The organism is Clostridium grantii DSM 8605, assembly GCF_900129965.1.
Taxonomy (GTDB): domain Bacteria; phylum Bacillota; class Clostridia; order Clostridiales; family Clostridiaceae; genus Clostridium_AF; species Clostridium_AF grantii.
The window spans coordinates 14,909-39,096 of the sequence record NZ_FQXM01000003.1; the positions used below are offsets into that span (position 1 = coordinate 14,909).

Here is a 24,188-nt window from a genome sequence, read left to right on the forward strand (position 1 = left end):
ATGAATTTAAATCCATTCCCTTTCTATAATTATTTTTAACTATTGCCTTTAATTTATCTCATTCTTTAATTTTCTTAACATAATATCAACATTCCAATATTTCATGCCTAAAATTTCACTTGAATATTTAACGTCTAATGAAACATCTTTAGGTCTTAATTTATCATTAGAATCCTCTGATTTAATAAACCTATCATCTAATCCAAATGATTTCGCAATTTTCTTACCAAATTCATATCTACTAATTTTCTCGCTACCACAACAATGCACAATTCCTGTAATATCTTTTTCAATAACCTTACTAATTTGATTATAAAGCAATTCAACTGATGTAGGGTTCATATACTCATTTTTAGGCAAACTTATATATTCTCGTTTTGAAAGTTTATACTTAACATGTTGAACTATATATCCTTGTACCACTAAAAACTCCTTATGCTTCACTTCATCAAAATAAGCACTTTGACTCTCTGGTATAGCCCCAAACGTTAATGCTGTACGACATATAGCTATATCTTTTTCGTCCTTGAATTTATTTTCAAAGATCACTTTTAATTCACCATAATAATTAATAGGATTTGTTTTTCCAATTTCTAAATAATTACCTTCTTGTCCATCAAATACTTGATCACTTGATATAAATATAAATTTAGCACCCTGCTTTTTTGTTAAACCATACAAAAACTCACTGCCTAAATAATTTATTTTATACGCTTTTTCTTTATCATTTTCACATTTTACCAACGATTTTTCTGCTGCAGTGTGAATTACAAAATCAATCTTATAATCAACAAATATTTCCTGAACTCTTTCATAATTATTTATATCAATCTTATAAAAATAATCACATTGATTATTCTTTAATTCCATGGAATCAATGCCAATAATCCTATAGTTACATTTTAATTTTGAAACTAAATACCTTCCTATGAAACCTGAAGACCCTGTTATAATAATAGTTTTTTTTTCCATCAGTTCATCCATAGCTATCTCCTTCATAAACTTTTTATTTTTACTAGATAATTCAATTCCAAATCCATGATAAAAACTAATTGCTGCTTGTTCTACCAACATGTTCATACCCTCACAAATGGTATGTTCTTTTTCTGCTGTAACTTTCAATAACGTTGTTAAATATGGGTTATAAACCATTTCAGCTATGACAACATTTGGCTCTAATTTGTCTATAAGCGTTTGATCAAATGCCATTTTACTGGTAAATCCAACCATACCACAAGGAGTCGCATTTATAATAATATCTATTTTATCCATAATACTTAATAAATCATTATGAGTTATAGCTTTAATTGATTTATTTTCTTTTTGAAATAAATCAATATAGTGGTTCGCTAAATTCTCAGATTTTTCATTTATTATATCGCATACATATAACGATTTAATTCTATCCTTTATTAAATATAAGGGGAGTGTTTGTGATGCCCCTCCTGCTCCCATAATTAAAACTACTTTGTTTTTTAATGTTGTCTTTTCCTTTATTGAATTAATTAAGCCCCTTCCATCAGTATTATATCCTTTTATAGTATTATCTTTAGAAACTATCGTATTTATAGTCTTGAATTTCTTTATATTATAATCAATGTAATCACATTCTTTGAATGCCACAGTTTTCCAAGGCATTGCAATATTACATCCAATAAAAGTATCATCCTTAGCAAGCTTATTCAATTTGTCTAATATAATTGTTTCATCATCTTCACTTAATATAAAATAATTTACTGGATAATTAAGGTGTTCAAAGAGTTCTATCCACATTTTAGGAGCTATACTATAATACTTTATTTTACTATTTCCTATAAGACCCCAATTAAATATTTTTAGTTTTTTTATTATATTAACAGTTTTATCTTTTCCTATTTTAACCTCTACTTTAGGAATTATATTAAAATTTAAAGAATCAAGTAATATTTTAGTTTCATTATTTCTATCTTCATATGATAAATAATTATACACTGCTGCTATACAATGGATTGAAAATCTATTTTGATTTTTAATAATAAAATCAGTGATTTCATTATCATTTATATCAACTTTAATGATTCGATTAAATTGAAACGACTTTTTGAAATTATTAATAACATTTTCTGAAGATATTTTTAACTCTACAATAAAATTATTATTGTAGACCTTATTATTTAACCTATCATTTGAATCTACAATATTGGGTGAATATGCTTGTCCTATCCTGACAATTTTTTTAATATCTTCACTTATTATATTAAGTTCATCCTTTATAGTATTGGTTAAATATCTATAAATATCTACTTTATTTTCCATTATAAAGTCATCATTAATATATCCTGAAAATCCTGATATTTTATCATCCATATTTTTCTTAATACCAAATATCATCTTTTTATCATTAGTTAATATCAAACACATAGAAGAAAGTGCTGTTAAATTATTTGCAGCAACTAAACAAGAATACTTATTAAATTCTTTAGAGCGTCCAAATGCTTGTACATATCTGAATTGCTCTGAAAATACATAATCACACCTAGCATATTTATCATAAGCGTTAAAAAAAAACGTTGTTTTATCTTTAGCACATCTAGTATTATTATTTTTAAAATTATCCCAATTTAAATCCACTTCTTTCTGAATTTTATCAGGAATATTTATTTTTTGATTCTTAACTATTATAGAATATTCTGACTCATCCGGATTACTACTTATTAACTGTGATATATTATCTTCTAAAATATAAATTTTTTCTAAACTTTTGTACTCCATATATGCTCCCTCTTATGTTTATTTCAAAGTCTAAGATCTATCAAAGATATGAAACTTAACTATTTTACATAATATTAATAATTTATTTCAACTACTCTAGTTGAAATAAATTATTAATAAAATATTTACTTTCATTAGAAAACCTATCCCAGTTTCTAACTGATTTTATTATATCTATTTTTTCTTTTCTCTGTTTTTGTAAATTATAAAAGGACACATAGTTTTTTAATAATTTCCCATGTAAATCTAATATTTCTTTATTCTTCACAACTAGAAATTGTGGGTTATACATAAATTTATTATGTAAAACACCAGAATAAAAAATATCTTTTTCATAAATAAATTTAGGTAATATATATATATTAAATTTATCACTTTTCAATTTTGTTTTATTATAAATCAATTGATTTCCGTAAAAATCATAATATTCATTTATAGGACGTTCTTCTGCATCCGTCATTTTTCTTAAAAATTCAGATTTTTCACATGGTTTACCTTTAGCCAATTTATCAAAATAATCTATACTTATAAAATCAATTGATATTTTCACTTCACCAATTTTAAATTTAGTAGCAAATAAATCAATTTCATTATTTTTCAAAGATTCCACTGATAAATGATATAATTTTTCACCAATATACGGAAAAGATTCTATTTTAAACACATCATCATATATAATTACACAGTCCAAATCATCACAATCTTCCGTTGATTCTCCGTTTTTATATCCAACTGACCCAACTACTACAAAATTCAAAACATTCTTATTACAAAACTCTTTTAATTTATTTAGTGCATTCATTAATTCATTATATTTCATAGTAATGTTTACTCCTTCTTAGGTATAATTTCCATTAAATTCCGACGTTTTTAAAAGAAAATGTAGTCTCAATTAATACAATTCCTACTTTTGCCTCTCTCCTATTATACGAAACAAGCATCCCATAATAATTATTTTGTTCTACAATATATTGATTTTTACCTTGAAAAACATTTATTACTAATTCTTTTAAATACTCCACTGTAATTCTCAATATTTCTTTTCGATAGAAGATAAACTATCAAAAATAACTTTAATTCGTCTAATTATAACATCTTTAGTCTATATAAGTAATATAATCCAATTATATATTTTGTCTTTTATTGCTAAAATATGTTTTTAATTGTGATAGAAACATATTCCATTTTCTTATAAACTATATTAATTTTAACTTTGCCTCTAGTTGCACCTATCTTTTGAAATTCTTATGTTTTAAACTTGCACTTCATACTACTTAAATACTAATACTTTAGTTCTCACAAATTGATACACTGTGACAATATGGGCCTTAACTTTTAGTGATTTTTGTGAGTAATCTCTAGTGACAGACTTACTTTTATTTAATTGCCCCTTGCTTGATTAAGAAACTCTTATTTATTAGATAGCACTCCTATTTCAATTATTGAGCGATACTTCTCGAAATAATAACTAGATTTAATTATTTTAAAAATATTATTCAATATCTCTAACTTGTATTAAGTTAGCACCTTTTTCTCCAGTTAAATACACATTTACCACATAAGACAAATCACTCATATTTATCAAACTACCTGGTTTATTTAAATCAAATCTAATAAATGACTTAACTGAACCATTTCCCTTACTGATGCTACAATCTATAGATTTTATATATTTAGATAACCTTAATGCTCTACTTGATCCTGCTTGAAGAATATCAAATCCATCAACTTCTCTTAGCCTAATAATTGCCAAAAGCATCTCTGAATAATCCTTGAATAAGGAACTAGCTGGATTATCTATACTCGCCATATATTTAAATTTATGTTCAATGGCTTTAAGAATATCCTCTACAAGCTTTGGTTTATTCTTATACACATCAAATATTAATGATTTGTCTGCCCACAAACTTTTACCTGAAGATCTTATAATATCATTGCTATACGTTTTAAATGATTGTTCAAATGCATCTAATATCTCTATATCTTTTCCATTTAAGAATATCATTTTACCAAGTGCACTTGCTTTATAATCTTCATTTTTTGAAATTATATATTAATATTTATCGAGGACATCAATCTTACGAAAAGTCCATACAACGTATCATCGTTATAAAGTCCTAATGGCCTTTGGAAGGGATGTTTACTACCATCACACGTATCAATTAAAGAACTTTTGGAAATTTCACCCTCCCTAAACGATATATTTATATATCCATATTGACTATAAAACGACCACTTAAATTTATATAAATCACCATCATTCTCTTCAAACTCAAAAGAAAAACAAGTCATGTTTTTTAATATCTTTTCACCTGTTTTATAAGACCCTGAAAGCCACATTTTTTTATACCTCCACCTTCTCAAACTTGTGACCAACCCTAGTTATCAACCCCATATTAATCAATCTATCCAGAGACTTTTTTATATGTTTCTTTTTTATATACAGCTTCCTAGATACTTGCTCTAAAGTTCTCGATGTATGTAGAAATTCAACTATATTATCAAATTTAGAAATTTGCTTCTTATAGCTAGTAGTTCCATATTTAATTCCTAGCAAGTCACATTTTTCTTTATCACTCAGATATCGATAATCACATAATATACCACACTTCCTTGACATAATAGCAATACTACAGTCATCTTGAGTATTATTTACGACTACGCTATCAAAGCTAAGTTTAACATTTTCGAACATTTTATTATGTTCAAGTATTGCATTTCTATGCATCATTTTAATTAAAACCGGTGCAAGTGTAGCATCTTTTTTATAATAAAAACTCTCTGCTGTTCCATCGGACATTAATACAAATCCATTAATATTATCACAATTGCCCTTAAATAACTTCATTGCTGATATTGCATCTTTAGACGTTACAAAAGTGGTAGTATTTGCAAACTCACCATTTTCAGGCTTTGAGGCAATTTTTAATTCACAACCCTTTAAATATCCAATTACACCATCACCTATATGGCTAATTAAAAATACATCTTCTCTAACAGCCGCCATTAAAAATGTTGATGCTAATTCTTTAAGATCACATGCTAGTTCTACACTTTTACTTTTTAAACTATCCAACAAATAATTTAATATTTCTATTTTTACTTGTTTTCCATCTTCGTTACTTATTAATGCATCAAAATTATTTGAGATAAATTCACTTGCGGCTTTAATTACTGTCTCTGCTCCATAGTGTGATAGTTTTGCTGACCCCGCACCATCTGCCAGTGCAATTATATTTACATTATTATTGGTAGAATAGAACGTCCTATCTTGACAAGGCATGGAAGTTTTTTCATGACCCCTTCCACACACTTCATAATTAACAGCTTTCCACATAATCACAACTCCTTTCCAAACAGAGTTATAACAATAATTGTTATAACTCTGTTATTTTCTATAATTCTCCCCAACCCTTTATGCCTTCAACATCTAGCTGTACCTTTTCTCCAGGGGTAGATTGTGATGTCTTAGACACACTCTTACTTAACCATGCAAAGAATTCCGCAAATTTCAATCCTTGTAATTTCAATGGACTTCTATTAGGTGAAAATTTCTGTAAGGTCTGCATTCCTGCTTCCTCACCGATTCCAATAGGAAATATAGTTAGCTTTTTACCATTAACCATTTGTGTTGTTCTTTCAATTGCTCTCTGTAGTTCACTTTCAGAGCCATTTGCTTCGCCATCTGTCATCAGTACCAACCAAGGTTGATAATAGTCAACTCCCTTATCTTTGTATTCTTCTTTACGTTTTTCCAGTAAATCTAGTGCAAGATTAACCCCTTCTCCCATAGCTGTATTTCCTCTCGCTTGGAGTTCTGGTATCTCACCTTGACGCTCTATATTAGCAAAATCTAGGACACAATTAGCAGAGTTATTGAATTCCACAATACATATTTCAGCTGAGTATACTGCAACCTCATCCTCACGAATAGCCTCATAAAAAAGTTCAATACCTTTTTGCAATTCACTTATTCTACTAGTTCCACCAGTTACTACTGTCCATTCCTTACCGTCTTCAAAAATTGTCTCACCAGTAGGTGTACATTCACCAGTTACAGCCCCCATCGAGCCGCTAGTATCTAAACACAAGCAAATAGGAACTCTTGGTGTTGGGTTACTTACTAAATCTTCTAATCTTAATAATAAATTGTTATCCATTTTTATCATCCTTTCTATAATTAAAGTTCTCCCCAGCCTTTTATACCTTCTACATCAAGCTGAACCTTTTCTCCTGGAGTCGATTGAGATGTCTTAGAAACACTTTTGCTTAGCCAATCAAAAAACTCCTTAAATTTTAAACCTTGTAGTCTAAGCGGTTTTCTTGTTGGAGAAAATTGTTGTAAGATGTTCATATCAGCATCTTTACCAATACCAATAGGAAACACTGTAAGCTTTCTGTCATTAACTAGTTCAACTGTCCTTTGTATAGCAGTTGACAATTCACTAGAACTTCCATTAGGAGCACCATCTGTCATTAAAACCAACCAAGGTTGATAATAGTCAACCCCCTTATCCTTATACTCTTGCTTGCGTTTTTCAAGGCAATCAAGTGCTAAGTTAACAGCTTCCCCCATTGGCGTCATTCCATGAGCCTGTAAAATAGGTGCAACTGGCTGCCTGTCGATATTGGCAAAATCCTCAATTAATGAAGCTTCCCCTCCAAATGTAACAATGCTAATTTCTGCAGAATATAACGCTGTTTCATCTTCTCGTATAGCTTCATAGAAAAGCCTAACCCCTTCATTTAACTCATTAATTGGTGTACCATCCATTGAACCACTAGTATCTAAACAAAGACATACTGGTACTCGCGCTGTTGGATTATTAACCAAATCTTCAAGTCTTACTAATAAATTATTATGTGACATAATATACCACCTTTCTTATATAGAGAACATTTTTTTCAAATAACTAACCATTGAAATATATAATTCTTTACATCTTTGATACTCATTATTTTCAATATGCCTTATACATGAACTTATGTAATTATTCCAAAGTTCATTGTAGATTACATCCTTTACAGATAATTCTTGTAATTTATTAACAATCATAGGAGCAATATCATAATACTCTGTAATAAGCTTTTTACCTTCTGGCTGATAGCATAACCATTCATCCCTAAATTGTCGAAGTGTTGTCAACTCATAGCAATCATCTGATTTATTAAAATATTCACATACTGCAGTGGTAATAAAACAGAGAGATCCACTACTTCGTGATGTTGAATTACTAGAAGTTGTTCTCGAATATATAGGCGATGAGTACGATGATGTATTGGAATAAGATTGTTTATTTTTCCTACACTGATTGCAACGTTTTGGTAAATTTAATCCCTTTGAACGATAGAAGTCATATTGTCTATTAGTTATTTCAAACAATCTCCCACAGTCAGAACAACTATATGTTGAATATACTTCATTTCCATATTCAAAACATTCTTGACACACATCATGTCTTTTTACATTTTTAATGTATTTCTGGTAGTTGCTGTATATAATTTCTTTTCCACATTTACTACATTTATAAACTTCTCCTGTGTTTAAGCATTCTTTACATATGCCATTCCTACAAGTTTCTTCTGGAACTTCTCTATGACAAAGTGTACATTTTACATAGGTAACTTTTGGATTCTTCTTATGTCTGTTAGGAAATAACTCTTCTGACATTTTATCTTGCTTACCCAATTTACCACTATCCAATAGATCCAGGTAATACTTAAATTTAGATAACCATTCATCTACAGATAATCTAGTCTTCTCAGTACTCGTTTCCCCATCTTTTCTAAACGTTTGATAAAATGATTCTTTTAAATCATAAGTTAAATGGCTCCATATAAATCTCCAAGGTCCATCTGGTGTTTTTTTATTTGATTGTTCACCAAAAGGATATGAAAAATCCATCTTTACAATATTATCAATTGGACTCTCTCCACCTTGTTGAGAATAAGGCGGTTTACCAGGAAGCATAATCATAAACAAAAGTGTAACCACTGCAAAATTTTCATTACCTAATGTGCGCAGAAACGAATCAAAGTTCTTCCGTTGTATTTCTGGAGCTGTATAATTTATTGTTCCAACTGGACAAGGAAATCCCTCAATTTGATAACTATCAGTATCTACAAAATAAACTTCTTTAGGTGATACAACTAAAATATTGGCTGGATTTATATCTCCCATAATAATATTTCTATCATGTAGATATTTTATCTTTTCAAGAATAGTAACACATAGTTCAACAACATCTCTTTTTTTCCAAGTGGGAAAATTTTTCAAAAAAAGAGGCTTTATAAATAAGCTTTTCTGAAGTTCCTTCCCATTAGCCTTTGGCATCAAGTATCCAACAAACTGCTTGTCATTATTATGCAAACAAGCTACCGGGTAACATATTCCTTCACATTTAATATCTCTACTTAACATTAATTTAATTTTTTCATATTTTCTTTTATCTAATTTTTCTTTTTTATAAATTTTTGCAACATACGGTGTATTGGTTGTAAATATACTCCCCTCACCACCAGATGCCACTGCTTCAATAAGTTTTATTTCTACTTCCTTTTCTCCAGAAAACACATAACCACTTTCTCCCGCATTAGGTATCTTAGACACTGGAAGCTTAACATCGGATATATTGGTTATTTTTTTGCACAAAGCAAATGTCTCATTTTCAAGAATAGTCTCTTCCTCTTGAATCTTTTTAGTTGAAACTTCTTTACTCTTCCCTACACGTTCCTTACTTTGATTCTGATTAAAGTCAAAATTACTTAAGTATCCATATTTATTAATACGTTTAACGTACACAGGATTAGCTTTCACAGACTTAATATTGTTGAGGTTGTAAATATCAGCAGCCAAATCTCCATCTTGTGTTATTAATAGCAATTTGTGTGTCATTCTAAATTTTGTAAATACCACTTGAAAAACATTATCCGCAAAGTTATCAGTTTCTTCTCCACGCAATTCTAAAAGACCAGCTGATATTAATCTGTTTAAATTTTCTAATGCACTCTGAGCTTTTTTCTTTAATTCTGGTTTATCAGTATTTGTACAATGTTTCTTTATTTCTTCCATAGCACGAATAGGAATAATTACTTTATTTGCTGTCTTTTGTATTATTGGTACCACATGAAGCCAAAATTGATCTGATGCAAAGTGTAATAAGCTACAAGTGTCGATAAATATTTTATAATTTGAAAAATAGTATTCTAAATTATTCAATGCACGTTCTTCAGCATTATCATTTGAAGTTTGAACATTTTCATTCTTAACTCTTTGTATAGCAACATTCAACCTGTTTAAATCCCTATCACTTAATACTGATTTTGCATCAGAAACTTTAATGCCTTGTTCGCCCAATAATTTTATGGTTTCTTGCAGCGAAATGGATAATGTTTTTGCAATCCGTTCAACTGTAATTGACATATTCCCCACTCCTTACTTTACTCTATTGTATCCCATCCTTTAGCAACTTTCTCCATATCAAATTGGACTGTATTTACATCCATTTTCATATCATATTTTTCTACTAATAGACTTGGTTTTAAGTTTTCACTGTAGGTTTTTATAGTACTATCATCTGATAAAAAACCTGTCATGATTGGAAACCCTACCATTTCTTGTTTTTCATTCATAGCCTGTATATCTTTTGCTAAGTTTTCATCTTGAGTTAATAAGCACAATCTATAAGATGACTTATACTTTGCAAATACAGAGATGAACGTGCTATATACATTTGAATCCTCTCTTTCACCTCTTATCTGTACAACTCCTTGCTTTAGGTACTTATTTATTGTTGCTATTGCAGTTTTAGCAATATGTGCCTCTTCTGGCTTAGATGATAGAATTTGTTGTTGTAGATACTCTACTACTCTTAATGGCACAATTATTGAGTTATTAGCAGCTAATAGTTCTGATAAAATACCATCTAATGCACTATTGGCATTTGGCATAACCAGAAAAGTCCAATCAACAAATATCTTATAATTTTGAGCCAACATACTTAAAAATTTTGTATGCTTTTCACCTGAACCTTCAATATTCTCAATAAAATCATTATGGTCATTAGGAAAACAAAAAAACCATTTTTTTAAAAATGAAGAATTATGTACATTAGAAACAATTTGACCATCAGTATTTCCAACACTAACATTTAAAACTGCTTTTATTACTGTAAGAAGCTCTGGTTTTTCAGATATATAATTGTCAATTACTGCACATAATGCTATATATTGTGTGGGAGACATCTGACTTTTGCCAAGTTCCAAATTATTTATCGTCTGTCTAGTTATACCTATTAATTCGCCTAATTCTTGTGCACTTAAGCCTAATAATTGCCTAACGGCTCTTAATGAAATTTGCAAGGCTTGAATCATCTCCTGTCTTGTCTTTAAGAAAAAATCTACCATTTAATCACCACCTTTTACCAATATTGTAGCAATTTAATATCTATTTGTCAATATATTTTACAAATATATTTAATTTTGTCGTCTTAAAAAATAAAGCACTTACATTCACATTAAACACAACTACCATAAAACCTAATTTATTCACAATAACATCTTCTACTTACTATCCATAATAAATAACTTATATAACGTCTAATTATATCATGTTTAGTATATATATGTCATAAAAACCAATTATATATTTTATTTATTATTAAAACCTTATTTAATAAGTCTTCATAAATAACCAAAATAATAAAAAAATCTAAGCAAAAAAGACAATCCCAATATGCACCTAATCATACAAAGCTTGTCTAACCTAAACTGAAAATCTATAAAAATACCACTCTTTAATATTTATAAATTCAAATCCTAATCCTCAAAGGAAGAAAACACACTACCCTTATCATCCATCAAAACCCCAAAATCGTCCCCACTATTATTCCAAATATTAGCTGCACACCACTTTATATCACCTTCAGATTTACCACTAGCGATAGTTATTGAAGCGCCAGCTTTAATGACAAAATCCCCAAAAGTATATCTTTGATCCCCTGTAACTGAAACTAAAGTCCAGCCTTCTAAGTTCACATCCACTCCAGAAGTATTTTTAATAGTTACTATTTCCCCTACTTTATCAATATCTGAAATAACAATACCGGTATTAGAAGTAGCGGTTTCCACTGGTAAATTACTATTGCTATTATCTGGATAACTACTATCATCATTATCATCAACTACTCTATAACAATCAAAACAGCAGACAAGCTTTCTTCTCCTACCAAACCCAAAAGAACAACCAAAACTAATTTTTCACCACTCTAAGCATCTTCTTTTAATCTTTCGATTTTGCTTTTAAATATACTTTTATATCCAACTTAAAGATGATAATGTATAATAAAGTATAAAAAATATGAAGGGAGTTACTAAAAATGAATTCTATCTCAAATACCTATAGCAAAGAAGATCTTATAAAGTTAACTCCTATAGAAATTTATGAATTAGTAAGAAGTGGCCAGCTAAAATCATTTCCTAACTTCTTTTGGACCTGTTCTCAAAGTGAAATATATGCTCCTGAGATAATAAGATATTTAATAGAAAATCTTCTTCACTGGAATGATGAAGATATAAAGAAAAAACTTAGAAAAAGCACCTTTAGAGATAATTATCTAGGTGGTCTATTTTGCAATAAATATAAGGATAGTCCTTTTGAAGCTATAAGCAAAGCTTATCCAGAAAAGGACTTTAAACCCTGGGATTTAGTCAACGCTCCTAATTATTATTGGCAAGGAGAAAAAGGAAAAGAAAATGCTATAGCAGCCACGAAGTGGCTGCTAGAAGAAAAACTGAAATGGTCCTATGAAGATATTATAGAGAATTTAAACCATCAAATATTTATAGATAATAATTTACTAGGCATGCTAAAAAAGGCTTTTAATGCTTCACTATATATCGCTATGGAATCAACTTATCCAGGACAATTTAAGAAATGGGAATTAGGAACTCATGTAGTGAATGGTTCTTGGAATAAATATGAAGGTATTCTAGCTGTTAAATGGCTTCTGGAAGATAAACTAAAATGGAGTGACGAATAAATAAAAGAGAATTATTGCAAGCAAATATATAAAGAAAATAACCTATATGGTATGCTTCAACGATGTTTTAATTCAAGCCCTTTTGAAGCTATAAATTCAGCTTATCCAAATAAATTCAAAGCTTGGGAACTTCCAAAGGTTCCAAGATGTTTTTGGGATTCTAAAGAAAATTGTGTTGCTGCACTTAACTGGCTAGTAACAGAAAAATTAAATATATCTCTCACTGATAAGTCTTATAAACTTAAGCGAACTGATTTATATATTCATCGATTATCCTCATTGTCTAGTAAGTATACTATTAAAGAATTAAAAGAGTTCCTTTAACTATTTCTAGGATCCTTAAACCCTATCTTCCTCTGATAAAGTATTATATTTAATTATAAATGCATTGGGGTGGACATGCCTTGTTACGCTGATATATGGACATGACGTTTTGCTTGTACATGAATTCAAGTGTAAGGAGCTTGTCCACCCCCCATTAAGTCACGCTAAATTAGACTCTTTTGACTTTTGGCGGGTGGGCGGGGACCAAGATATCCTTTTTCGGAGCTCAAGGGGGACAATAGCTGTGCAAACCTGATTGCTTTTTCAGGTTTGTCCAGCTTGTCAACCTGGGGCGGAGAAAAATTTCCTTATTTCTTTTAATCTTTTAATCTTTTAATCTTTTAATCTTTTAATCTTTTAATCTTTTAATCATTTAATCTTTTGAATTTAAACAACGAAATAAAATCACAATAGCCACAACACCTACTAACCAGTACTAGCGGGTACCTGAAAAGCGATTTGGAGGACGTTATAGCTCTTAGCTGGCGGGGTCTGGAATCGGGGGTTGGGGGTATGGAAGACTCCGCCGGCCTTAGAGATATTCAGTAAAACAATGAAGCTTTTGGGGTGCGGCCCTTTCAAGATGTTTCCCCCAATGCTTTAAAATCTCCTATAGCACTAATACAAAGAATATAGATAGATACATAACTAAATAAAAACAACAAAAATTTAAAATAATCTTTACTAATACTTCACCTAAAAAATCAAATAATAATCACAATTAATTTAAAGTAAATATATAAATTCTTCTATATGATATTAAATAATTTGTATAAAAAAAATAAAATAACTTCTACGTGAACAGCTATTCTTTTAAATCTTTTGACTCTAATACATTCGGTTGGACAAGCCTTAAGCACCATATTCTTTTCTAGCAATTAAAAGGCTTGTACAACCGTAGCTTTTTATTAATTGGTTTGCGTGTTTTTGCAAATCTATTAATAAAAAGGTTTCCGCTTTCATCTTTGCAAGAAATATGTTTCGAGTGAAGGGAGATATATATTTCTTGTGCTCATTCTACCTTTATTCTTTTGTAAAAATAAAAGTTTGCCATATATAGTAATACCATAATTCAGTGGACCAATATTCATTTGATTTTAAATTTGCGGAGGATGAAGAACTATAAAAATATAGTATGATATTCTCTGTTGGGTGGGCGGGAGGTTTAATTTTGATTGGACCAGCAGTAAGCGCTTAGTGTTTTCATAAGGGCTTACTGCTAGTCCAATCTCTTGTTTATTTTCAATAGGTTTGTATCTTTTTACAAATCTATTGAAAATAAACTTTCAGATTTCATCTTTGCAAGGAATATTTTTAGAATGGAAAGAGTCATTGATTAGCGTGTTTTTGCGGTTCAATGGCGAGTGGAATGATATATATATTCCTTGTGCCTTTTATTAATATCAATATATTGCAGATCATACCCTCGCTTACTTTCATTTATAATTATTCAAAAATACTAGTTGCATTGTACATATAAATATTGGCATAAGTGTACATATTAATTTGGCATTTTATTATTCTTTTTAGTAAATACATGAATTCCTTTGATAAACATCAATCATATTTATAAAAAAATAAAAGAATCTATTCTCTTAAAAATAAACTTCTTTAAATCTTTTGACTTTGGAGGGTGGGTGGGTCACATTTTCCTTTTTCGAGCGATATAGGTGGCCGCTAAGAAAATCCTTCTTTTTAAATAGCCCACCGCTGAGCAGAGAAAAATTTCCTTATTTCTTTTAATCTTTTAATCTTTTAATCTTTTAATCTTTTAATCTTTTAATCTTTTAATCTTTTAATCTTTTAATCTTCTAATCTTCTAATCTTTTGATTTTGCGACACTACATCACTTCTATAATTACTAAAAGTTTATTTTCGCTTGCACTAGCGGGTACCTGAAAAGCGATTTGGAGGACGCTATAGCTCTTAGGTTGGCGGGGTCTGGAATCGGGGGTTGGGGGTATGGAAGACTTCGCCGGCCTTAGAGATATTCAGTAAAACAATGAAGTTTTTGGGGTGCAGCCCTTTCATGATGTTTCCCCCAAAGGTTTAAAATCTCCTATAGCAATGATAACCCATATAGGACTAATACAATAATTAATATATCCTACTCTTTTGCTTTAATTATATAAATACTTTTCTAGATATTTAATAATATAATAGTATAACTAAAAACATACTTGATTCACTCTATTGATTACTAATGATGAAATATAATCTTCTATTAGACTATATAAATTTTATGATAAATTCTCTTGATACCAGGAATGGTTTTAATCTTTTGATTTTAATACAATTTAGGTTGGACAAGCTTGGCAAGCCTTAACTCTTCACCAAGGCTTATTAAGCTTGTCCAACCAACTTTTTATTAATTGGTTTGCGTGTTTTTGCAAATCTATTAATAAAAAGGTTTCCGCTTTCATCTTTACAATAAATATGTTTCGAGTGAAGGGAGATATATATTTATTGTGCCCTTTCTACCTTTATTCTTTTGTAAAAATAAAAGTTTGCCATCTATATTAATATCATAAATCAGTTAAATAATATTCATTTGATTTTAAATTTGCGGAGGATAAAAAACTATAAAAATATAGTATGATGTTCTCTGTTGGGTGGGCGGGAGGTTTAATTTTGGTTGGATAAGCTGTAATCTCTTGATATTTTTAAAGGATATGTAGCTTGTCCAACCTCTTGTTTATTTTCAATAGGTTTGTGTCTTTTTACAAAGCTATTGAAAATAAACTTTCCGATTTATCTTTGCAATGAATATGTTTCGAATGGAAAGAGTCATTGATTAGCGTGTTTTTGCGGTTCAATGGCGAGTGGAATGAGATATATATTCCTTGTGCCTTTTATTAATATCAATATAGTACAGATCATAGCCCCGCTTGCTTTCATTTATAATTATTCAAATATTAATATTCAAAAATACTAGCTGCATTGTACATATAAATATTGGCACAAATTTACTAACCCTATCGAATATACATCACAAGGCAAAAGCACCTTTCCATATACTCTAATTATTTGTATTATTATGTTTCTTAATTAATTTGAATACGTATGATTTACTTAGTCCAACTTGCTCACCTATCTTGCTATAACTTAATTCTTGTTTATGCAGCTCTAATATTTTATCTATTTGGATTTGTTCTATAGAACTCTTCCTACCCGCTCCACGTTCATTATGTTTCTTTACTACCGTTTCTTTTTTAATTAGAGCTATGTTATCCGCTCTTAATTCTGTAATTTTTTCTTTTAATTCCCTATACATATCTTCCCATTCTTGCAATTCCCTATTTTTTATCTCAATACTATGGGCTAATGCTTTATTCTGCTCTATTATAAAATCTATCCTTTTAATAAAATATTTATCTCCATCTTTGTATGCTTTAACTTTATTTTCTAACTTCTCTATCTGTGCCTCATGCTGATTTTTTAATATATCGTATTGTATTCTAATATTTTCTAACTCTTTAACAACTTCATCAAACTCTGCTTTTGGTACTGTATCTTTATCACCTAATATCAAATCCTTTTCTTTCTGCAATGCTATATTCTCATTAGTTTGTAATTCAATAATATTCTGTAAATGATTTATCTCTTCTTCAAGTACCGCTTTAGTTACTTTTGCCATAATATCACTCCATTTATAATAAATCGTTTCTTTATTAAAAAGATAACGTTTCTTTATTAATTTGTCAATGATTTATTATCCCTCAATTTTTTAACCCAGGGATCAAATACTAACTCTCTTCTTAAATTTAAATTATTTTATGCTTATTTTTTTTGTAAATTCCACCTAATTAATGTTGTAATTTGTATATTTTTACTGTATTATGGTATAAAGAACGTTAGTTTGGGAGGTTGTTATTATGAACTATTATTCATCTTATATAGAAAAAAAAAGAAATCTTTTAAACAAATTAATAGAAGAAAATTCATTTAACCTTCTTTCAGATGAAATAATAAAAGCCAGCCAAGAATTGGACCAGCTTATATATGAGTATCTTTTATATAAGCAAAATAATGAAAATTATTCTTATTGATTTGTACTCATTTTATAAAAAATAATTTATAAGTGTTTTTTATTAATATTCAAATATTTGTATTGAAAGGGCTGATAAGCAAATGTCACTTTTGAAATATCCTGAAATTATAGAAAAGATTAAAGATCACCGTATAAAATTAGGCTTATCCTATGGTACCTTAGCTGCTAAGACCGGTATAAGTAAATCAACTTTACAACGCTATGAAACAGGATACATTAAAAATTTATCCCTGGATAATTTTCTTATAATAGCTGAAGGCTTAGAAGTATCTCCTGCTTATTTGATGGGATTAAACGAAAATAATAATACAGATTTTTTTCTTGAAGAAAATTATAAAACTCCTGAAACTGCTGTTTTATCTTTATTAAAAAATCCACTTATAGCTAATTTTATTGGATATGATATCGGTAAACTTACCGTGGAAAATTTTGATGAATTTACTAAGGATATGTTGAGGCAAATAGAATTGGTGAGCTATAAGTATAAATATTTCTTCTAAATCAACACTTATTTTTTTAAACTCAATAGTAATTTAAGATTATATTAACTAAAGCAGTAGATTATAAATTCTACTGCTTTTAAAAATTATAGCAACTAATTTGTTTTTCGTCGGCTCTCGTCGGCTCTCGTCGGCTCTCGTCGGCTCTCGTCGGCTCTCGTCGGCTCTCGTCGGCTCTCGTCGGCTTCTCATCGTTAGTCGTCGTATTCTTTATGAATAGTATAACTTTAGTTCATTAAATATCTGTACTACTACTCACTTCTTCTTTTCTTATCTTTTCCTTTTTTATTAAACTATTAAATAGTTTAACATTCTTATCTTTACCAAATCCTAAACTTACTCTGCTTTGTTGCTTTTTATTGATATGAATATAACTCTGTTTTTGGGATTATTATTCATTATTTAATTAAAATTCATAAAAAGTTTTGTTGCCCTAGGGGTATTTGGATTAATTTGGAAATAAAGTAGACAAATTAATCCTTGCTTAAATTGCTACTATCATATTGGTCTCATCGACCGTTTATCGACCGATATCGACCGCTTGTCGACCGTTTTAAATAATTAATTATCTGATATATATTTTATTCTAGCCCCTGAACCTGTTCTCTTAATTACTTTTCTCTCTATTAGTTTATTAAATAATTCTATGCTCTTAGTTTTCCTAAAACCTAGCTCTTCTCTACATATCTTATTAGTTATAAATCCATTATCAATTATATATTTTAATATTTTAACCTCATCATCATTTAATCCATCTAAAGTTTCAACACCACTCACTTCTGTATTTATATCATCATCAATTTCGTTAATATAATCAACATTATCAAATATACTTGTTAAATAATATTTAGTTCCCCTTCCTATACCTTCAGTCTTTAAGTATTTTTTATCTACTAATGCTGATAAAATCTTATTAATATCTAATGCATGTGTATCAAGTAATTGCTGAAGTCTATTATTTGTGACGTACCCTTCTTGATGTGAAGTTACTAATGCCATAACTTCTTCTTTATTTAATTGATTATACTCATCTTTCAAAACTAATTTTAAAAATTGAATGCTTTCTTTGGGAAGAATAGATACTGTCCTTAAGGTAAGATTTATTCTATCTGGTCCAAAGGATTCTTCTAAATCCGGCACTGTCCATTCCTGTTCTTTCCATGCTAATTGAATATTCTCAAGTCCAGACCCAGCTCTTTCTCCTATACCTAAAAGATTAAACATCTTAAAGATAGTTTCATTTCTTGGATCACTCACTCCACCTCTTAATGCTTCTTCACGAGTAATTCTAAGACATCCAGGATTTGAAAACTTAAAATATGTTTTGCCGCGTTAAATTACTATTCCTCTTGGTAATCTATAATCAGCATGAATAAGAGCATTAGCAACTGCTTCTCTTACTGCTCCAAACATTAAAAGACCAGCTGCAGTTACTCCCTCTTGTCCTGTTCTTCTATCTCTATCATATGCACCTAATTTGTATAAGAAGGTTTTATTATCTAATGATACCCATGGATGATAAGGTTTTGCAGCATTTAATCTATTTCTAAAGCTACTTATTGTCTCTTCACTTAAATCATCTATAGGGTTTTCAGTTCAAATGTTAATTTATACATGTCCAAAACTCCTAGAAGCATGGAGATTTTGTACAAGTATAAATTAAGTTTCACAGTGAAAACCCTATACATCAAAACCTTAAAGGATTAAACTATCTTGTGACCTGTCTAATTGGTCTGCTATCATTCTTTTTATTTCTTCATTTGAACATTTATAATCACCTTCATAATTTCTTCTAAATGTTCCACTGTGTTTTCCTTGATTAAATGGGTTTTCTCCTATGTATACAGGCTTTTGCCTTCTATCCGCCTTTAGAACTGTTATTTTTATCACTTTATTATTATCTATATCTAAAACCTGTACATTACTCTCATTTAAGATGTTACTACTAATTTTTTTAGGATTATTAAGGTTATCCCAAAATTCTTTTAGTATTTTTTCAGCAGTATCAACACCTGATACTGTAAAATCACCTTTTTTTTCTTTGACCCCTAAATATATAGTTCCACCACTAGTATTAGCAAAAGATGAATAAGTTTCCCATATATCTTTAGGTAGTCCACCCTTAGCTTCCTTACATTCTATTTCAACATCTTCTCTAAAAATATAATTATTTATTTCCATTTAATCACCACTTTTCTTATATCTCTGTTATTTATAATAATTATATTATACCCCATATAATTATTAAATAGAAATATTTTTACCATTTTATTACATAGTTTTTCTTACTAAATAGCTTGGTGTTGGAAAATATTTTACTCTGGGGTGTTTAAGGGACCTTTAATTTGAGCTTGATATTACTGCCTTGAGCTAATAACTATTTCCAGAAAACGCTTTTCCTCTCCTAATCGTTTCTGACTTTCCAAGATATTTAATTGCTTTTTCAACAAATCTCTTGTACTCATTCCTTTTATCATCAACATTGAAATAATTAAGTATCTTAGAAGATTATATTTATCATTAAAATACCGTGGATAAATACTATTTATTCTCTTCATAAAAAATTTCATATGTCTATTATATGTATGTAAAAGTAGATGTACATGGTTATCCATAAGACAATAACATAAAATTTCATATTCATTATTGTAATATTTAATATTTCCTTCCAAATTGTGTTAGGTGAATTTCAAAATCTTCTTCATCTCTGAATATATCATTTCTTCTGTTCCCTCTAACAGTGATATGATGAGTAGTGTTGGGATACCATACTCTTTCTTTATTACCCATGTTATTATCCCTCTTTCTTAATTTCTATAGTTATCTTTAAACTATATCCAATTTCAATAATTTTAAACAACTATAAAAATACTAAAGGGTCTTAGATCTTGTTATTGATTTTTGAAATAACTATGCATTTAAAACATTTTATTACACAAAAATAGTTTATTTGGATTTTTGTTTACAATTTGTTAATCAGTACCGGTGCACCTAGTAAGGAGGCTTCGCCGACGAACTTGCTCTCCCTCATTAATTTTAGTCATATTAGACCAATGATATTTTTCTCTGCCTGCACTTGTTTTCATAGGGGCCCATAAATATCCACCTTGTCTTTCTTCATTATAGGTTTTGTTTTGAAATACCATAAAATAATTCATTGAACTTCCCCCTTCAATTTTTGAACTAATAGAATATCTGCTGGTGCAGAATCAAACGTTTCTATTTCATTAATACTTACCCACTTAACTTCGTCATGAACGGATAATTTAATATCCCCATTAACTATTTCAGCAAAATAAGCTAACAACTTTATTTTCCCATTTGGATAAGTATAAATGCTTTCATCAAAGAACTTTCCTACTTGAATTTCTAAATCTAATTCTTCTTTAATTTCTCTTTTTAAGCACTGCTGCGGAGTTTCATTAGCTTCTATTTTCCCACCTGGAAATTCCCACTTGCCTGCTAATTTTTCATTTTTGCCTCTTTGAGCTATTAAGATTAAATTATTTTTTATAATGATTGCTGCTGTTACTTTCTTCATAATATCCACCTTTAGAATATAAAAATTAGGCATGCTTTATTTAAAAGCATACCCATATTATACCACATATCGACCTTATGTCACTTTACTAATAAATTTCATAATTACCGTAATTATAATAAAACGATCAACTTTTATGAATTACACACAGAATTGTATCTATCCTTAGGTAACTAAGTTAAATGATATTTTTGAGCTGTAATAGAGATTATCCGTTGCATTATCAATTTTTAAAGGGCATATGTTACCTTTCAAAACAGAAACAAAGTGAACAATTTTTGTTGCTACAAACTTACTACTTTACATCATAAAAACTAAACTATAAACCAAAATTTTCATACTACTCATTTGAAAAGTTCTTCATTTGTTAATCTTATCAAACATTTCAATAGCATTTGTTATTACAAGCTTTAGCATTTCTAAGTCATCTCTATCTCTAATATTTCTAAATTTTATTTTATCTTTAACTTCATCAAAAGGATAATCCAGGAAAATCTTTCCTATAGCATCATTTAAAAATGCCGTTGTAACTAAATCAATACCTTGAAAATCAATATATATCTTGTTGTTTTGTTCTTCCAATAAACCCTTTAATTTATTAAAGAATATATTCCCCTGATCATTATCTGAAGCTGAATTTGATTTTATAACCTCTTTAATACTTAGATTCAATTTATTCACCTCCAGTTAAGCATTTATTTCTAACCTCAAAAAGTAATATGTATACTAAATATAGATGTAACTTACCTATATCGTGTTCAAAATATTCTTTTCCTTGGATTTTGATTTTTGTGAAATCCTGTTCTAGTTCTAACCCAGTATTATAATATTTCCTTTTTCTTTTATCTATGTCAATAGATTTTATCTTATCACATATATATTTTACATCACCTACATTTATACTTCCAGATTTATTTAAACTAATAGGATTAGATATTTTTAACTTATTAAACAATTCTCTATCATATACATGTTCTTTGTTAAAATTTGTAAAAACCGCTATATTATCTTTGTATTTTGTATTATACTTTTCATCATTTTCCTTTTCTTTAAGTTTAGTAGAAGAATAAATTACCCCTTTAAATTGTTTTTTCTTAAGTATTTGTGCTAATAGTTGTGGGATAACATACTCTTCACAAAAAGTGAAACTATCAAGTTCTTTCCTCTTTTCAAAACTGCATATAGAGGATAAAATGAATTTGAAAAATTCATTTTTAAATTGCTCAAACTCCATATTAAAGTCATCAGTAAAATCCTCTACTATTTCTGTAAGCAGATTGTGTTTAATATACTTATAAAAGTCATTTCTTAAATCATAAACCATAAATGAATCTTTAAAAACATATGTTGCAATTTTAACTTCTTCAAACTCATTCAAATTAGAATTCAATTCAGAAAGTACATCTAAAACTGACATACCTAAATATACTAGTGGCTGTCCCGTTAAACTATATCTTTGATTAGATATAAGATATCTTCTATTGAACGGAATATGGAACATATCCCATGGAGTTAATATACCCTTTGACTGTCTTGCTCTAAAAAAAATTTCATTGGAAATATCCACTTGAAAATCTAATAAATGAAATTTATCTAATAGCGTGATAAAATTTTCTAATGCCTGGTCTCCTCTACTATCAATCCAACATATATAAATATTAATTATTTCATCAAAGAAATTAGATACCTCTTCTTCATTAATCATATTAATAAACTCATGAATATTTTCAATTTTTTTATTATCATTGCGCCTACAAGCTTTCTTGCATCTCTTCATTAAATTTAATTCAGATAAAAAGGTATCTTTATATCTAACTAAAGCTTCTTCATATTTATCACTTTGTATTTGACATAAATTCCTAAGTTTACTATGATAATTATCATGTAAAAACTCCACTATGCATTCCATAGTCCACCTCCTATTAATTCTTCTAAACCAATGGTATCCTTATTAATAAAAGTTTTTTCTTTAACAAAATTATTCAAATTAATTCTAAATGTAATTATGGTTCCTGGAAATGCACTCTTCATTTCTTCACTTATTATTTGCCCGTTACATTCTTCCCAATACCCTCTTCCTGAAATTACATTAATTATCCCATCATACTTTTTTACAAAATTTCTAGTTGTGTAAAACCCTAGTCCCCCTGATTCATCTGCACTTCGAGTTGATTTATTTTTCTTTACAGCCCAATCAATTGCTTCATGGTCTTGATCAAAAATATATGAATTCGCTAATTCAATATTCTTTTTTATTGTTACTCCAAGATTACATAATGTAAAATAAATCTCATTATTTTCAGGTAAATAATATCCACAAGTTTTAGTATTACGTGAGTTTGTATGCATCTTTATATTTACAAACATTTCCATTATAGCCTTTACAAAGTCTTTACAGTCATTATTAATTCCATTATTTCTTAAATATATTATTAATTCATCCCATATATATCGCTCAAATTTTTCTTTTTCATTAATTTTAAAAGATTTATATGAAATATGAGTTTGTATACAGCTTCTATTTTCATCAACTTGAATTTTAGTCAGAAAATTATTGTTTGTCAACTTTTTTAAGATTGATTCTTGTAATTTGCTAAAATATATTAAGTTTTGTTTTTCTTTAAGGTATTCTAAAATCATTCCCAAAGGTGAACAGAGATTAGTATCAAAACTTCTAGTACTACTAAAATCTAAAATAATTGTTGTATTTCTTCTATTTTTTGATGAATACCACAAATTAGACAAAAATATAATAGCCTGTTTATCATTACGAAAATTTTTGGGGAAATCATACTTTATTTTTGTAATCATGTCCACCCCCTATAAAATATTTATATATTACAACTTCATCCTAGTCAATATATCTCTTATCTTCTTCAATTTCTGCAAACTAAGAGTAACACCCTTCCAAATCTTCTCAAAGCAACAAATATTCTTCATTCTATTTGAAATTTTTGCAAATCATCTAGTTCCTTACAAAA

The 24,188-nt window shown here is 28.9% G+C and carries 23 protein-coding genes and 1 pseudogene; 4 read left to right on the plus strand and 20 right to left on the minus strand.

The features are described 5' to 3' along the window. Positions 1–48 precede the first annotated feature (48 nt). From BUB83_RS02125 to BUB83_RS02170, 11 genes are all read right to left on the minus strand, one after another. Positions 49–2,751: a sugar nucleotide-binding protein gene (locus BUB83_RS02125; protein WP_073336556.1), complete on the minus strand. Its 2,703-nt coding sequence runs from the start codon at positions 2,749–2,751 to the stop codon at positions 49–51. Between the two features lie 91 nt (positions 2,752–2,842). Continuing rightward, a complete protein-coding gene (locus BUB83_RS02130; protein WP_073336559.1) occupies positions 2,843–3,571 on the minus strand; it encodes a hypothetical protein in 729 nt (242 codons plus the stop codon). Positions 3,572–3,605: 34 nt separating this feature from the next. Continuing rightward, on the minus strand, positions 3,606–3,773 hold the full coding sequence (locus BUB83_RS22300) for a hypothetical protein (RefSeq protein WP_207649320.1): 168 nt from the start codon (positions 3,771–3,773) through the stop codon (positions 3,606–3,608). A gap of 470 nt (positions 3,774–4,243) precedes the next feature. Further along, positions 4,244–4,756, minus strand: coding sequence for a hypothetical protein (locus tag BUB83_RS02135; RefSeq protein WP_073336561.1), 513 nt, complete (start codon positions 4,754–4,756; stop codon positions 4,244–4,246). Positions 4,757–4,797: 41 nt separating this feature from the next. Then, positions 4,798–5,091, minus strand: a complete 294-nt coding sequence (locus BUB83_RS02140; RefSeq protein WP_073336563.1) for a hypothetical protein — start codon at positions 5,089–5,091, stop codon at positions 4,798–4,800. 4 nt (positions 5,092–5,095) lie between these two features. Continuing rightward, positions 5,096–6,088, minus strand: a complete 993-nt coding sequence (locus tag BUB83_RS02145; protein WP_073336565.1) for a PP2C family serine/threonine-protein phosphatase — start codon at positions 6,086–6,088, stop codon at positions 5,096–5,098. A gap of 58 nt (positions 6,089–6,146) precedes the next feature. Further along, positions 6,147–6,911 carry a vWA domain-containing protein gene (locus BUB83_RS02150; RefSeq protein WP_073336567.1) on the minus strand — a complete coding sequence of 255 codons (765 nt, stop codon included), beginning with the start codon at positions 6,909–6,911 and terminating at the stop codon, positions 6,147–6,149. A 20-nt stretch (positions 6,912–6,931) separates the two neighbouring features. Beyond that, positions 6,932–7,621 (minus strand): vWA domain-containing protein, encoded by a 690-nt coding sequence (locus tag BUB83_RS02155; protein WP_073336569.1) that lies wholly within the window; start codon positions 7,619–7,621, stop codon positions 6,932–6,934. Between the two features lie 15 nt (positions 7,622–7,636). After that, a complete protein-coding gene (locus BUB83_RS02160; protein WP_200801419.1) occupies positions 7,637–10,174 on the minus strand; it encodes a CFI-box-CTERM domain-containing protein in 2,538 nt (845 codons plus the stop codon). Positions 10,175–10,191: 17 nt separating this feature from the next. Then, complete coding sequence (locus tag BUB83_RS02165; RefSeq protein ID WP_073336571.1) at positions 10,192–11,157, minus strand: helix-turn-helix domain-containing protein; 966 nt, start codon at positions 11,155–11,157, stop codon at positions 10,192–10,194. A 411-nt stretch (positions 11,158–11,568) separates the two neighbouring features. Then, positions 11,569–11,880: a lamin tail domain-containing protein gene (locus BUB83_RS02170; RefSeq protein ID WP_073336573.1), complete on the minus strand. Its 312-nt coding sequence runs from the start codon at positions 11,878–11,880 to the stop codon at positions 11,569–11,571. Between the two features lie 248 nt (positions 11,881–12,128). On the opposite strand from BUB83_RS02170, the gene BUB83_RS02175 reads away from it, so the two are divergent. Together BUB83_RS02175 and BUB83_RS02180 are read left to right on the plus strand one after the other, a co-directional pair. Next, on the plus strand, positions 12,129–12,791 hold the full coding sequence (locus tag BUB83_RS02175; protein WP_073336575.1) for a DUF4046 domain-containing protein: 663 nt from the start codon (positions 12,129–12,131) through the stop codon (positions 12,789–12,791). 51 nt (positions 12,792–12,842) lie between these two features. Continuing rightward, positions 12,843–13,115: a hypothetical protein gene (locus tag BUB83_RS02180; protein WP_073336577.1), complete on the plus strand. Its 273-nt coding sequence runs from the start codon at positions 12,843–12,845 to the stop codon at positions 13,113–13,115. Positions 13,116–16,134: 3,019 nt separating this feature from the next. Here the strand turns inward: BUB83_RS02180 and BUB83_RS02185 are convergent. Then, entirely contained in the window at positions 16,135–16,752 is a 618-nt protein-coding gene (locus BUB83_RS02185) for a hypothetical protein (RefSeq protein WP_073336579.1), read from the minus strand. A gap of 238 nt (positions 16,753–16,990) precedes the next feature. On the opposite strand from BUB83_RS02185, the gene BUB83_RS02190 reads away from it, so the two are divergent. Together BUB83_RS02190 and BUB83_RS02195 are read left to right on the plus strand one after the other, a co-directional pair. Then, positions 16,991–17,164: an aspartyl-phosphate phosphatase Spo0E family protein gene (locus BUB83_RS02190; RefSeq protein ID WP_084133361.1), complete on the plus strand. Its 174-nt coding sequence runs from the start codon at positions 16,991–16,993 to the stop codon at positions 17,162–17,164. 82 nt (positions 17,165–17,246) lie between these two features. After that, complete coding sequence (locus BUB83_RS02195; RefSeq protein ID WP_073336581.1) at positions 17,247–17,666, plus strand: helix-turn-helix domain-containing protein; 420 nt, start codon at positions 17,247–17,249, stop codon at positions 17,664–17,666. A gap of 561 nt (positions 17,667–18,227) precedes the next feature. On the opposite strand, the pseudogene BUB83_RS02200 reads toward BUB83_RS02195, so the two are convergent. The 8 genes and pseudogenes from BUB83_RS02200 to BUB83_RS02235 form a co-directional block, all read right to left on the minus strand. After that, positions 18,228–18,965 (minus strand): annotated as a pseudogene (locus tag BUB83_RS02200) (ATP-binding protein); the annotation flags it as partial. A 396-nt stretch (positions 18,966–19,361) separates the two neighbouring features. Beyond that, positions 19,362–19,847 (minus strand): AlbA family DNA-binding domain-containing protein, encoded by a 486-nt coding sequence (locus BUB83_RS02205; protein ID WP_073336585.1) that lies wholly within the window; start codon positions 19,845–19,847, stop codon positions 19,362–19,364. Between the two features lie 176 nt (positions 19,848–20,023). Continuing rightward, positions 20,024–20,338 (minus strand): transposase, encoded by a 315-nt coding sequence (locus tag BUB83_RS22890; protein WP_073336587.1) that lies wholly within the window; start codon positions 20,336–20,338, stop codon positions 20,024–20,026. A gap of 300 nt (positions 20,339–20,638) precedes the next feature. After that, positions 20,639–20,824 carry a hypothetical protein gene (locus BUB83_RS02215; RefSeq protein ID WP_073336589.1) on the minus strand — a complete coding sequence of 62 codons (186 nt, stop codon included), beginning with the start codon at positions 20,822–20,824 and terminating at the stop codon, positions 20,639–20,641. Beyond that, positions 20,821–21,207: an 8-oxo-dGTP diphosphatase MutT gene (mutT, locus tag BUB83_RS02220; protein ID WP_073336591.1), complete on the minus strand. Its 387-nt coding sequence runs from the start codon at positions 21,205–21,207 to the stop codon at positions 20,821–20,823. Before mutT ends, BUB83_RS02215 begins: the two co-directional genes overlap by 4 nt. A gap of 360 nt (positions 21,208–21,567) precedes the next feature. Then, on the minus strand, positions 21,568–21,879 hold the full coding sequence (locus tag BUB83_RS02225) for an STAS-like domain-containing protein (RefSeq protein WP_073336593.1): 312 nt from the start codon (positions 21,877–21,879) through the stop codon (positions 21,568–21,570). Between the two features lies 1 nt (position 21,880). Beyond that, positions 21,881–23,116 (minus strand): hypothetical protein, encoded by a 1,236-nt coding sequence (locus BUB83_RS02230; protein ID WP_073336595.1) that lies wholly within the window; start codon positions 23,114–23,116, stop codon positions 21,881–21,883. Then, positions 23,104–24,018, minus strand: a complete 915-nt coding sequence (locus BUB83_RS02235) for a hypothetical protein (RefSeq protein ID WP_073336597.1) — start codon at positions 24,016–24,018, stop codon at positions 23,104–23,106. The genes BUB83_RS02230 and BUB83_RS02235 overlap by 13 nt, the downstream gene beginning before the upstream one ends. Positions 24,019–24,188 lie beyond the last annotated feature (170 nt).